Raw genomic sequence first — 12688 nt, forward strand, 5'->3', positions numbered from 1 at the left:
GCTTGAAATTTCCTTTATATTTCTCTAGAAAAATAGCATTTTCCAAAGATAACAAAAATAACCTTTCAAGGGTTATCATCTTCATTGGCAGACTTTCTGTAGCTTTGGGGATCATTGTGTCCTTAATCACGGTGGCTACCGGTTTTGGTTCTAAAAAAGCTATTAAGGAAAGACTTGCGGATTTCAGCGGTCATATTACTGTAAGGTCTACCCGGTCCAATTCTTCATACAACACTTCTGTTCTTGATAATCAGGGGTTAAATCTTCCTAAAATAAAAGAGCTCCCGGATGTGGAAAGTGTTCAGAAGTATGCAACAGTAACGGGAATTATGCGGAATGAGCATAGTTTTGCCGGAATTATTTTTAAAGGAATCGGGAAAGATTTTGACAGTGCAAGGTTTAAAAAATTTCTCATTGCAGGAACTACTCCTAAGGTGACTGAAAAAGGATTCAATAACAATGTTACCATTTCACAAAAGGTGGCCAATGATCTTCATCTTAAACTTAACGACAGTATTGTTACCGTATTTTCAAAAACCGACCAGAAACCTATCTACCGGAAATTCAGGGTTATCGGAATTTTCAAGACCGACATCAAAATGATAGATGATCAATTTGTCATTGGTGGTATCAATCACGTAAGAAAAATCCAGGATATGAAACCTGATGAAATCGGAGGTGTTGATATCTTCCTTAAAAATGTCAATGACATTGATAAAGACTTCCCTGAAATTGAGAAACTGATCGGTTATAAAAACTATGCAGAGAAAGCCACTGAAAAATTCCCTCAAATTACTGATTGGATCAGTATTTTCGATACCAATATTGCTTTGATTATCATTATTATGCTGATTGTTGTGGTAATTAATATTATTATGGTTCTTTTAATTCTTATTATTGAAAGAACTAATTCTATTGGTCTTCTTAAAACTTTAGGGGCAAGCAATTCCCAGATTAGAGCAACTTTCATCAATTATACGCTGATCATCATGATTCCGGGGCTTCTATACGGAAACGCCATTGGACTGGGACTTATCCTGATTCAGAAATTCTTTGGAATAATCAAACTCAATCCTGAAAATTATTATGTGAGTACGGTTCCTGTGGACCTCAACCCAATCGCTATTATTTCTATTTCCGTAGGGATCCTGATTATTTCCGGGCTGGCTCTGATCATTCCCAGCTATCTGATCAGTAAGATTTCACCGGTAAAAGCCATTAAATATAATTAGAAATTAAAAACAGGCTGCTGTTAAATATTGTTGATCAATCCTCTTCAATATATAGCATCCATCTATCAGTCTAAGGTATGGATAATTTTAAAAGCATTATCTTTGCACCGCATATAAAACATTTATGAAATACGCAAAAAATATTCTTGAAACTATAGGAAATACACCCTTAGTACAACTTAACAAAGTATTGGGAGAAGATTTTCCTGCACTGGTTTTAGCAAAGGTAGAAACATTCAATCCCGGGAATTCCGTAAAGGACAGAATGGCTCTTAAAATGATAGAAGATGCCGAGAAAGATGGCAGACTAAAACCGGGAGGAACCATCATTGAAGGAACTTCCGGAAATACAGGAATGGGACTGGCACTGGCTGCTATCATCAAAGGATACAAATGTATTTTTGTGACCAATTCCAAGCAATCAAAAGAAAAATGTGATATTCTTCGTGCCGTAGGAGCTGAAGTAATCGTTTGTCCTACTGATGTAAAACCAACTGATCCGCGTTCTTATTATTCAGTTTCCAAAAGACTGGCTAAAGAAACGGAAAACGGATGGTATGTAAATCAATATGATAATTTATCCAACAGAGCGGCTCATTATGAATCTACAGCACCTGAAATCTGGGAACAGACAGAAGGCAAGCTGACTCATTTTGTGGTAGGTGCCGGAACCGGAGGTACCATTACGGGATGTGGGACTTTTTTCAAAGAAAAAAATCCGGATATTAAGGTAATTGGAGTAGACACTTATGGTTCTATTCTGAAAGAATTCCATGAAACCGGGGAACTGCATTATGATCATGCCTATACCTATATTACAGAAGGAATCGGGGAAGATATTATCCCTGAGAACTATGATATGTCGGTGATTGATCATTTTGAAAAGGTAACAGATAAAGACGGAGCTATCTATGCAAGAAAGCTGGCAAAAGAAGAAGGAATTTTCTGTGGATATTCTGCCGGTAGTGCTATTGCTTCTCTTGTTCAGATGAAAGAGCAGTTTACCAAAGATGATGTCATTGTGGTTTTGCTTCATGACCATGGTTCCAGATACGTAGGAAAAATCTACAATGATGAGTGGATGAAGGAAATGGGCTGGCTGGAAGAAAGCAAGGAAGCCTAAGAAAGCAGATAACGAATTATTATAGGCAAAAAGCCATTCGTATATAATAAAAAACGGGACAAAATTTTGTTCCGTTTTTATTTTTATTGTCTGATATTTTCTTTCAATGTTTTCTTGAGAAAACTGTATTCCTTATCACTCATTGATTTCTTTGGAAACATGTAACTGTATTTTCCTTCGAGGGAAATAAATTTTTCATTAACCTCAAAATGCTCAAAATCTTTCCACTCACTGGTTTCTTTTTCTCCATCAATGTTGATGGTAAAAAAATTCTGATCAAACCTGATCTCATATATTGTACAGTTTTCAATGAGGTTCAGGTAATGATTAACCTGCTTTTTCCATCTTGAAACTTTGTTGATGCTTACAGAAAGAAAAACAGCGCAAAGTAAAAGTATAAAACTTAAAAAGTATAAAATACCTACATTATCTTTACCTAAACTATCTTTAAATAGAAAGACGACCAGTACAACAACAGCTGCAGCAATAGTTGTTATCGTCTTGCTTTTTGTGGTAGGCGAAAAAAGCAGACTGCCCTGATTACCATTAAAATAAATATCTTCAAAATTCTTTCTGTCTGATTTTAGTCTGATCACCTTTTCCTCGCTCATAGTTTGTATATAGTTTGTTGTAAAAGCTACAAAACTAAACTAAATATCTTCATATTCATTATTTATGGCAGAAAGTTTATTCATCAGCTCTCTGTTTCTTCGTTTGAGAGCTTCCAGCTTTTTCAGCATATTATGAATTACTTCTAAACCAGGCAGGTTAATTTCAAGATCATAGTACCAATTCGCAAACTTCTCCAGCTCAGGTAAATCTTCATACATTAAATAACGGATGTTATCTTCTGTCTGTACATGAAGCAGGCCGTAATCTACCAATTCGTCAAAAAAAGTGACTTCTATATTATATATTCTTACGAGTTCTTCCCGTGATATTCTTTCGCTCATGACCTAGGAATTTTTCAATTGTTCAAAAAGTTCTTTCTGCTTTTCTGTAAGGTTGGTAGGCAGCTTTACTTCATAGGTTACAAATAAATCACCATACTGTCCTTCTTTTTTATAGACAGGAAACCCTTTTCCTTTCAATCTTACCGTAATCCCGGATTGGGTTTCCGGCTTCACTTTAAGATTAACACTTCCTTCCAAAGTATTGACTTTAACCTCACCTCCTAAAACCGCTGTATATAAATCTATGGATACTTTCGTTTTCAGATCATCACCAATCCTTTCAAAATTGGGATCTACCGGAATGTTAAATGTGATATAGAGGTCTCCGTTCGGGCCACCGTTTACTCCCGGATTTCCGTGGCCTTTCAATTTGATCTGCTGGCCATCGTAAACTCCCGCAGGAATTGTGATTCTTACCTTTTTGCCATTGATCTCAAAAGTTTGCGGATGAGTTTTTGCGGCATCTCTTAAATTTAAATTCAATTCAGCATGTATATCCTGTCCTTTGAATTTCCCTGAGGCACTTCCCCGGGAACTTCTGCCAAAGCCTCCGCCCGCACCCCCAAACATATTCTGGAAGAAATCTGAAAAATCTTCACCTTCTCCAAAATCCGCTCCTGAGAATCCTCCTCCATAGTCATAGTGGCTTTGCTGCTGGTACTGTCTTTGTTGTTGCTGGGCTTTTTCATATTCCTCACCGTGTTTCCAATGTTCTCCGTACTTATCATATTTAGCACGGTTTTCGGGATTGCTGAGTACTTCATTAGCTTCGTTGAGTTCCTTAAATTTTCTTTCAGCTTCTTTGTCGTCAGGATTAAGGTCCGGATGCAGTTTTCTTGCCAGTTTTCGGTAGGCTTTTTTAATGTCATCCTGGGTTGCGCTTTTATCTACGCCTAAAATCTTATAGTAATCTATATAAGCCATAGAAACGATGTTTACTCAAATTTATGAATTTTAGGTCTGAAAATTGTATAAAGAAATGTTAAAAATAAACCTATCTTTGATAAAAAGCCCTGCATGAAAGAGGTATTAAAAAACTATTCCGGAATTATATTTTTACTATTAGGAATTATCGTTGGAAGCATTATTGGTATTGTAGCCCCAGGTTTTGTAGAATACATTAAGCCATTGGGAGACATTTTTCTTAATCTTCTTTTTGTAAGTGTAGTTCCTCTGGTATTTTTTGCCGTTTCCAATTCTATCGCTTCGCTGGAACAGCAATCTAAGTTTGGAAAAATCATCCTTGTGATGGCTCTTACATTTTTATTCTTTATTCTGACAGCTGCTATTTTTACAATTTGTGCTGTCTACCTGTTTCCTGTTTCGGGAGTTTCCGGCAGTTCAGAGTTAATAGCAGAAGCTGCCGACAATGATACGTGGGGAAACCGGATTGTAAGTTTCTTTACGGTAGGAGAATTCACGGAACTGTTCTCAAGGAGAAACATGCTGGCTCTTTTAGTATTTGCATTTTTAACAGGTTTTGCTGCCAGAAAAACCGGGGAGAAAGGAGAACCTTTCAGCGTTTTTATTGCTTCAGGATATGAAGTTATGAAGGAACTGCTTTTATTGGTTATGAAGCTTGCGCCTATTGGTTTGGGAGCTTATTTTGCTTATCAGGTTGCTACATTAGGTCCGCAGCTTTTTGGGTTTTATGCTAAACCGCTGGGGTTATATTATATTGCAGGAATTATCTACTTCATTGTCTTTTTTTCTATTTATGCATTCATGGCGAACGGTCAGAAAGGGGTTAAAAGTTTCTGGACAAATGCGATCTACCCTACCCTTACAGCTATCAGTACCTGCAGCAGCTTTGCCACAATGCCTGCAAACCTGCAAGCTGCCTCAAAAATAGGTATTCCAAGTTCAATAGCCAATCTGGTTATTCCTATCGGGACAACACTTCATAAAAACGGATCTTCCATGTCTTCCATTATTAAAATTTATGTGGCATTTTTAATTATAGGGAAAGATTTTTTTGATCCGGCCAACCTGCTTTTAGCTTTAGGAATTACGGTTTTTGTGAGCATCGTAGCCGGTGGTATTCCTAATGGAGGTTATATTGGGGAAATGTTAATGATCTCAGTGTATAAGCTCCCTCAGGAGGCAATTCCCGCAGTTATGATCATCGGAACCTTGGTAGATCCCCTGGCTACAGTTTTGAATGCGGTAGGAGATGTTGTTGCCGCTATGTTTGTCAACCGGTTTGTGAAGGTCTGACTTCTCTTGATTGTTTAACGGAAACTCTATTGCTTATTCGCTTCGCTGCATAGGTTCCAGGTTTTTATATTCTTTAGGCGTAAAAAGTCTGTAATGAATCTTAAATGTTTTGCCTAAAGGAGTTTCCAGTGAAAATCCGTCGGTCACATCCAGAGTAAAATGAGGGTAAACCGAGCGAAAGAATTACTTACCAGTAAGAACACCATCAAGGAAACTGTTTTTCTGACGGGATTTTCAGACACCAACTATTTTACGAGGGTATTTAAACAATGGGAGGGAGTAACCCCGAAAAGTTATCAGAAAAGAATAGCTCTGAGATAATTTGTTTAGAAAACATATATATAAAAAGCCCCGAAGTAAAACTCCGGGGTTATTTTTAATAATGATTAGTAACCATCATTTTGTTTTACATTCGGGTTAGCCGAAATTTCCTTAAAATGATTAGTAACCATCATTTTGTTTTACATTCGGGTTAGCCGAAATTTCCTTAATTGGAATAGGTAATGTATATCGGTAATCACCATTTACAAGGTTTTTAACCGGGATGATATCATCCGTGTCATTTCTGTCCATGCTAGCATTAGCCAATCCCCCAAGTCTCTTAAGGTCAATGAAACGATGTCCTTCCAGTGCCAATTCAATTCTACGCTCTTTCAAGATATCAGCATAAGCTAATTGTGCAGTTGAATAAGCAGGTGTTATCGCTGCTCCCTTGAAATTTCTTGCCTCTCTCACTTGTTGGATTTTATCATGAGCTGCCGTAAGGTTTCCTGCTGCCACCTCAGCTTCTGCTATAATGAAATACATCTCTGACAATCTGAAAACTTTAATGTCATTTCTGGTTGATGTACTTAGTTTTCCCGGGTACTTGTCAATCACCAATGCATCATCTCTGGTAGCTCCCGCTGCTGCATTAGCGTAATCAGTATTTGGTTTTGATGAAGGATCAACGTAGGCATACTTTCTGATATCACCAGGAATATTCTGGAACAAGTTATATAAATTTCTTCCCCAGAACCACATTGGAGATCCCTTAATGTTGGACTGGTTTGTATTCCACTTCCCACCAATAGCAGCACCGGCTCCTAGAGGAAGTCTGTTAAGAGAGAAGATAGTCTCACCGTTATCCGAATCAGCCCACATTCTTCTGTATGGGTTGAAAGATCCTCCTACAATACCATTTCCAGTTTTTTCATCAATTCCTCCGTAGAATGCAATATCCCATTTGTCAGTAGTCTCCGGTTCAGTAAAATCTCCGGATTGGAAAACAGAACCATCAGCTTCAGTAACTGGAACTTGAGCATTGGTTCCTGTAATTGGTCCTGCTGCCGTAAGAGAAAGGCCTGAGCCGCTGATTACCAATTCTGCATATTTCTTTGCTAACGCCATCTCTCCTCTGTAAAGGTTAAAACGAGCAGCAACAGCATTTACAAAACTCTTATCAGCAAAATATCTTCTTGGAGTTGTAGCGTTGCTTAAGATCTCTCTTGCATAATCTAAATCAGCATTAATGAAGTCATATACTTCCTGGTTTTTCGCTCTTGGTAACTGAGCTTCTGTAGATGGTATATCTTTCAGAAGAATAACTCCTAAAGCATTAGGGTTTTTCATGTCACTAGAAAAATATGCCTCTAACTGTACATAGCAATATGCTCTGATTGCTCTTGCCTGCGCAAGAATTTCATTATATTGTTTTTGCTCTGTTGCAGAAGCAGGTGTAATTTTCTTTGCCCCTTCCAGTAGTCTGTTCACTCTGTTGATTACTCTGTAATTGTTCAACCAGATTCCATCACTTGCAACGGTACCTACTGTACCTCCTGTTATAACAGGGCTGGAAGGATCAAGGAAATGTCTGTGCAGTGTATATTCCTGTCCTCCACTACCAGATCCCGGCTTTACTTCGTCTGTAAATACAGCGGTAAAATAAATTTCATCAATCGGATCCAACTGAGCGTATACAGATCCGTTTAAAACTTCATTAAGGTTAGCAACACTGGTATACAGGTCTTGTTCCTGTAACTCTCCCGGCTGCTTTATATCCAATGCATCCTGACAGCTGGTTAATGCAAATGATGCAGAGGATAAGGTGGCTACAACTAATATTGTGTTTATAATTCTTTTCATAATTCTTCTCAATTAAAAATCAACATTTAAACCTACAGATACGGTTCTTGGGTTAGGATAAACATTTAGTGAATACGAAGTAATCGGCTCCGGATCAAATCCTTTCCAATCTGTCCATGTGTAAAGGTTTTCTGCCTGAACGAATACTTTAATACCTCTTACCGGCAATTTACCTAATTGATCTTTGCTAAAGTTATATCCTACAGTAATATTCTTCAGTCTTATGAAATCTGATCTGTGTAAGAATCTGTCTGAAGAACCTAAGCTTAGGTTACTCGCTTTCAAGGCAGGTACATCCGTGTCTCTGTTATCAGGAGTCCAGGCGTTCAGTAAGTCAGCAGAAAGGTTTCTGTTGGCAGCAGCACTTGGGTCCATAATCCATGATTGTAAGTTGTCATAGATCCATCCTCCTTGCTGGAAAGAGAATAATGTGTCAAGGAACCATCCTTTATGTTGGAAATTGAATCCGAAACCTCCTGTAAACTTAGCATATCTTGATTTTCCTGTTAACACTCTGTCTGCAGAGGTTGGAGCTTCAGTAATGTTTCCGTTTTTGTCAAGGAACTGTAAGTTTCCGTTATCACGATTTACCCCAACATAGGTATATAACTGATATTGTCCGGCAGGTCCACCAATAGCATTTACCACATCTCCTGCAAGGTTTTCGCTATTCATGGAAACAATCTTGTTCGAGTTGTATGCTGCGTTGGCGAAAATAGATAGTTTGGTATCCTGGTTTCTGATCACATTATATTTGATCAATCCTTCAATCCCTTTGTTATCAAGGACTCCGTCGTTACCTCTGATTGAGTAGTATCCAGTAACTGATGATTTCTGAAGATCATTGAACATTCTTGATGTTCTTTTCTGATAGTAATCAACACTACCTTCAATCAATCCTTTATAGTTGAAATCTAATCCGATATTGCTTTGTTTCACCTGCTCCCACTCTAAGTAAGGGTTTGATAAGTTAACAAAATTATACCCTAACATATTCTGATATCCTGAGAAACCGTTATATAAGTCAAGGAAGTTATTTGGAAGTAAAGCTAACGGGTTACCGTTATCCGTAGCAATTCCTAAATTCTGGTTACCGGTAGTACCGATCGATGCTCTTAACTTAAGCAATCTGAATCCTGAATTCGCCATGAAATCTTCTTTGTCGATATTCCATCTTGCTGCTACTGACCAGAAAGTCTCCCATCTGTTGGTAGGAAGGAAACGGTAAGAACCATCTCTTCTTACAACTCCACTTACCCCATATTTATCTTGGAAGTCATAGTCCACTGTTGCAAAGTAAGCTAATGTACCGGCTGTTACTTTTGAAGCACTGTTAGAAGGTCTGTAAATGTTTGGTGTATCGGGATTAAAAGGAATATAACCTGTTCCTGCACCAAACTCCCACTGTAATGGATTCAGACCATTTTGTCTCTGAGAAGTTGTACTGACATGAGCTTTGATATAATCCAAGTACGCAGCAGCAGTAATGGTATGATCTCCAAAAGATTTATTGAATGTAATATTCGTAATACTGTTGAATGTTAAATCTCTTGTTGTAGTGAAGTCTTCATTCCCTCCATATCTGGATCCATCTGAATTAGCAACACTGATAGAAAGGTATCCTAGTGGAGATCTTGCAAAAATTCTCTCATACTGTTTATACTCGATTCCTGTTCTGTTTCCAACGCTCAAGTAGTCTGTAATTTTATAGTTTACGTTAGCGTTAGCAGAGATACTTAATTCTGTAAACCTGTTTCTGATTCCACCATTGATGTTATCCTGAAGAATCCACTGTCTGTTGTTAGACGCATCTCCTTTGATAGCGTTATATAACTCCTGTCCATTAGCATAGGGAGATGGTCCGATATATGGTCTTGAAAGAACTCCCCCGAATAAAGGGTTCTGAAGCGTGTTATTGGCAATACCTGTATTGGTTTCATCATCCAGCTGGTTTCTTTTCGAATATCCTAACCCCATGATAGCCCCGAAGGATAATTTTCCATCTTTAGACTTACCGTTAAGGTTGTTTCTCATGGTAAACCTTTTGAAGTCTGTAGACCTTACCGTACCTTCACTATCAAGATATCCTAAAGATAAAAAGTTATTGATGTTTTCGCCACCTCCGGTAATTGACAAGTTATGTTGTTGGGAAATACCAATACGGGTAAACTGTTTGTTCCAGTCTGTATCTACTCCCCAGTTGTTAATCTCATCACGAGATAAGGTTTTTCCTAAACCGGTTTGTAAGTTCTTTTGAAGATGTAACAATTGCTGAGCATTTGCCATATTGTAGTCCGCATTAGGTAGCTTACTGAAAGAACTCAAAGCGTCATAAGAAACTTTTAGCCCGGAATTAAACTTCCCACCTTTTGTTGTAATAACCACTACTCCATTCGCAGCTCTGTTTCCATATATTGCTGTTGCCTGAGCATCTTTCAGGATACTGAATGTTTCAATATCATAAGAGTTTAAGTTTCTAAACTGGGATCCGGAAGTGATCACCCCATCCACAACATACAAAGGATCTGTAGAACCATTCAGGGAACTGGCACCTCTGATCAGGATATTGAATTTACCAGAACCCGGAGACCCTGATGCTGAATTCACTACAATCCCCGGAGCAGTACCCTGGATTGAGTTTAGCACAGAGATATTCGGTCTGTTTTCTAAAGTTTCAGCACCCACTGTTACCGAAGATGTTGTAGTTTTAGCTTTCGTAGCCGTTTTGCTATATCCTAACACCACTACTTCCTCAATTTTAGTCTCCTTGTCTTTCTTAGAGTCTTTTTCCTGAGCGAATGCAGCCTGTCCTGTAAAAAACAAAACTCCGGCTGTCAAAACACGTAACTTCACATTCATATTAACACATTTTAATATATTCAAGTGACAAATATGTTAATAAATATCTACAACATCAATTTATTAAAAGCCCAAAACCCGCATCTACAAAGGGAATATTCACAACGATCTCAAAAAAAACGTAAAGAATACATTTTATTATATTTAAAAAATTAACAAAAAATAAAGCATTTGGAATATTAATAGAATTTTAAGAAAAAGTAAAATTAAAATTAAAATACGTTATTTTTTTGAAAAGATAAAAAAAAATTAACTCAAAATGCCTTATTTATAAAAAAAATGAACTAAAATCATTTCAAATTTTAGCTTAAAAAGAGAAATATAAAGCCTAATTTTAGTTAAAAGGGAAAGTAAAAAGCTTAAAAAATCGCACTTTAAAGAAACATACTAAAGTTTACTTTAAATTTTTATTAATTATTCAACTATATTGATATATTTATTCTATTAGTTTCTGATAGTGAAACAGAAAGAGAAATTCGTATCAAGAAATATTATTATTGGAGTGTGGATAAATTCAAAGTTACAGCGATAGTACATGTCCTTATTTAGGTACGTTTAATTAATAATATAGGTTGAGAATCATTTAAATGAAAGTCCTTCTTATATAGTTAGGCTACAGAAAATTCCATAAAAAAGGCCGTTTTCACGAATTATGATACGGCCTCAGTTTTATTATATGTTAGTATAGTTATTAATAATTAGGATTTTGTACTATATTGGGATTTAAATTTATAGCATCTTGGGGAATAGGCAATACAAACCTAAAGTTATTAGCTGGGAGTGTTTTTAATGATCCAGTAGGAACATCTGTTCCTCCCCCATTAGCTAATGAACCATAATCAGACCTCACAACAGGCTGTCCTAATCTCTTAATAGTCCAGAAACGATCATTTTCAAAGGCTAATTCTAATCTTCTTTCCAAATAAATAGCATTTAATAAATCTGTTCCCGTTTCTGTACCTAGCACATACGATGCATCATATCTTTGAACTCTCAATGCATTTAGTAATTGTAATGCTCTTACAGGATTGGCTGTTGATGATTTCATATAAGCCTCTGCCACATTAAGATAAACTTCTGCCGATCTAAGAAATTTAATATCAACTACTCCTCTCACTGTTGAACCCGTTCTAACTCTATACTTTACAACATTATTATATGGTGTAGATCCAAAATTAGCAGTAAGAATATAAGCTGTTTTTCTAACGTCAGTATCTTTATATTTAGTAAACAAATCATAATTTATGTTATGTTCAGAACGAATACCTGATACATCCTGACTATAAGCCACTCCAACATTAACATTATCAGCAGAAACATTAGAGTTTAGAATGGTAAATAATTCTCCATCATCAGACGCATCTCTCCATATATTTATAAAATTATCCCTACTACCTACAGATGGATAAGCTGATATGCATTTTTCCCCATATTCTATAGCTTTTGAATAATCCCCCTTATACAAATATACTCTCGATAGAAAACCTAATATTGAAGTCTTATTCAGCCTTCCAATGCTTCCATTTGTAGTATTAATTTTATCTAAAGCATCTAGTAAATCAGCAATGATCTTATCATAAGTTACAATAACAGAAGCATCTCTTGTTGGCTTAATAGCTGGATTAAAAGTTGTAACATAAGCAATTCCTAAAGAAGATGAAGCATCAACGCTCTGGGTAGGAATCTTAGAATAAGCTCTGACCAAATCAAAGTGCGCTATTGCTCTAATAGCCTTTGCTTCAGCCTCAATATTCTTCATATAGTTAGTATAAGGAACCTTATTTAGGTTATCTAACACGAGGTTTGCTCTAGAAATAACAAAATATGCAGAAGCATATAGAGATGTGACATCTGAAGATTGTGGAGTGAAAGACCATTCATAGGCAGCTTTGTTAGTTTGCCTTCCCTCTGTATTTAAAATAAGATTATCAGCAAGCACGTCTCCAAGGATAATAGAACTCCCTGTATCTCCATTATAATAAGTAGGACTTTTAAATGCATCATAAGCACCATCTACAACAACTCTATAATTAGTTTCAGAAGTAAATATTGTTTCAGGAGAATCCTGATCATTAGGAAGAACGTTAAACCTATCATCGCTACATCCTATCAACCAGAAGGACGCAAATGAAAATACTGCTATATTAATTATTTTTTTCATATTTCTAATATCTTAATCA

The 12688-nt window shown here is 36.7% G+C and carries 10 protein-coding genes and 1 pseudogene; 4 read left to right on the plus strand and 7 right to left on the minus strand.

Annotation, left to right across the window (positions count from 1 at the left end):
- Positions 1-2 precede the first annotated feature (2 nt).
- On the plus strand, positions 3-1232 hold the full coding sequence (locus OK18_RS01650; protein ID WP_050020077.1) for an ABC transporter permease: 1230 nt from the start codon (positions 3-5) through the stop codon (positions 1230-1232).
- 124 nt (positions 1233-1356) lie between these two features.
- Positions 1357-2355 carry a PLP-dependent cysteine synthase family protein gene (locus OK18_RS01655; RefSeq protein ID WP_053326869.1) on the plus strand — a complete coding sequence of 333 codons (999 nt, stop codon included), beginning with the start codon at positions 1357-1359 and terminating at the stop codon, positions 2353-2355.
- Between the two features lie 83 nt (positions 2356-2438).
- On the opposite strand, the gene OK18_RS01660 is transcribed toward OK18_RS01655, so the two are convergent.
- Genes OK18_RS01660 through OK18_RS01670 form a run of 3 tightly spaced genes read right to left on the minus strand, consistent with a single transcriptional unit; the run spans position 2439 to position 4232 of the window.
- Positions 2439-2966 (minus strand): YcxB family protein, encoded by a 528-nt coding sequence (locus OK18_RS01660; RefSeq protein ID WP_053326870.1) that lies wholly within the window; start codon positions 2964-2966, stop codon positions 2439-2441.
- Between the two features lie 39 nt (positions 2967-3005).
- Entirely contained in the window at positions 3006-3308 is a 303-nt protein-coding gene (locus tag OK18_RS01665) for a chaperone modulator CbpM (protein WP_050020072.1), read from the minus strand.
- A gap of 3 nt (positions 3309-3311) precedes the next feature.
- The gene (locus OK18_RS01670; protein WP_053326871.1) at positions 3312-4232 is read right to left on the minus strand and encodes a DnaJ C-terminal domain-containing protein; all 921 of its coding nucleotides are present in this window, start codon (positions 4230-4232) and stop codon (positions 3312-3314) included.
- A gap of 93 nt (positions 4233-4325) precedes the next feature.
- Here OK18_RS01670 and OK18_RS01675 point away from each other — a divergent pair, with 93 nt between their 5' ends.
- Complete coding sequence (locus OK18_RS01675; RefSeq protein WP_053326872.1) at positions 4326-5525, plus strand: dicarboxylate/amino acid:cation symporter; 1200 nt, start codon at positions 4326-4328, stop codon at positions 5523-5525.
- Between the two features lie 33 nt (positions 5526-5558).
- Here OK18_RS01675 and OK18_RS21595 read toward each other — a convergent pair.
- Positions 5559-5693, minus strand: a pseudogene (locus OK18_RS21595) (DUF779 domain-containing protein); the annotation flags it as partial.
- Here OK18_RS21595 and OK18_RS20820 point away from each other — a divergent pair.
- On the plus strand, positions 5685-5846 hold the full coding sequence (locus tag OK18_RS20820; RefSeq protein ID WP_082129114.1) for a helix-turn-helix domain-containing protein: 162 nt from the start codon (positions 5685-5687) through the stop codon (positions 5844-5846). The pseudogene OK18_RS21595 and the gene OK18_RS20820 overlap by 9 nt on opposite strands.
- A 120-nt stretch (positions 5847-5966) precedes the next feature.
- On the opposite strand, the gene OK18_RS01680 is transcribed toward OK18_RS20820, so the two are convergent.
- From OK18_RS01680 to OK18_RS01690, 3 genes are all read right to left on the minus strand, one after another.
- Positions 5967-7649: a RagB/SusD family nutrient uptake outer membrane protein gene (locus OK18_RS01680; protein ID WP_050020461.1), complete on the minus strand. Its 1683-nt coding sequence runs from the start codon at positions 7647-7649 to the stop codon at positions 5967-5969.
- 12 nt (positions 7650-7661) lie between these two features.
- On the minus strand, positions 7662-10508 hold the full coding sequence (locus OK18_RS01685; protein WP_050020070.1) for a SusC/RagA family TonB-linked outer membrane protein: 2847 nt from the start codon (positions 10506-10508) through the stop codon (positions 7662-7664).
- Between the two features lie 691 nt (positions 10509-11199).
- A complete protein-coding gene (locus OK18_RS01690; RefSeq protein WP_053326873.1) occupies positions 11200-12669 on the minus strand; it encodes a RagB/SusD family nutrient uptake outer membrane protein in 1470 nt (489 codons plus the stop codon).
- Positions 12670-12688 lie beyond the last annotated feature (19 nt).

Source organism: Chryseobacterium gallinarum (genome assembly GCF_001021975.1).
Classification (GTDB): Bacteria; Bacteroidota; Bacteroidia; order Flavobacteriales; family Weeksellaceae; genus Chryseobacterium; species Chryseobacterium gallinarum.

What these genes read in the sequence shown, in the direction of transcription:
- OK18_RS01690 (WP_053326873.1), bottom strand. Translation starts at nt 12,669, where the DNA reads ATGAAAAAAATAATTAATATAGCAGTATTTTCATTTGCGTCCTTCTGG.
- OK18_RS01680 (WP_050020461.1), bottom strand. Translation starts at nt 7,649, where the DNA reads ATGAAAAGAATTATAAACACAATATTAGTTGTAGCCACCTTATCCTCT.
- OK18_RS01665 (WP_050020072.1), bottom strand. Translation starts at nt 3,308, where the DNA reads ATGAGCGAAAGAATATCACGGGAAGAACTCGTAAGAATATATAATATA.
- OK18_RS01660 (WP_053326870.1), bottom strand. Translation starts at nt 2,966, where the DNA reads ATGAGCGAGGAAAAGGTGATCAGACTAAAATCAGACAGAAAGAATTTT.
- OK18_RS01685 (WP_050020070.1), bottom strand. Translation starts at nt 10,508, where the DNA reads ATGAATGTGAAGTTACGTGTTTTGACAGCCGGAGTTTTGTTTTTTACA.
- OK18_RS01670 (WP_053326871.1), bottom strand. Translation starts at nt 4,232, where the DNA reads ATGGCTTATATAGATTACTATAAGATTTTAGGCGTAGATAAAAGCGCA.
- OK18_RS20820 (WP_082129114.1), top strand. Translation starts at nt 5,685, where the DNA reads ATGAGGGTAAACCGAGCGAAAGAATTACTTACCAGTAAGAACACCATC.
- OK18_RS01655 (WP_053326869.1), top strand. Translation starts at nt 1,357, where the DNA reads ATGAAATACGCAAAAAATATTCTTGAAACTATAGGAAATACACCCTTA.
- OK18_RS01675 (WP_053326872.1), top strand. Translation starts at nt 4,326, where the DNA reads ATGAAAGAGGTATTAAAAAACTATTCCGGAATTATATTTTTACTATTA.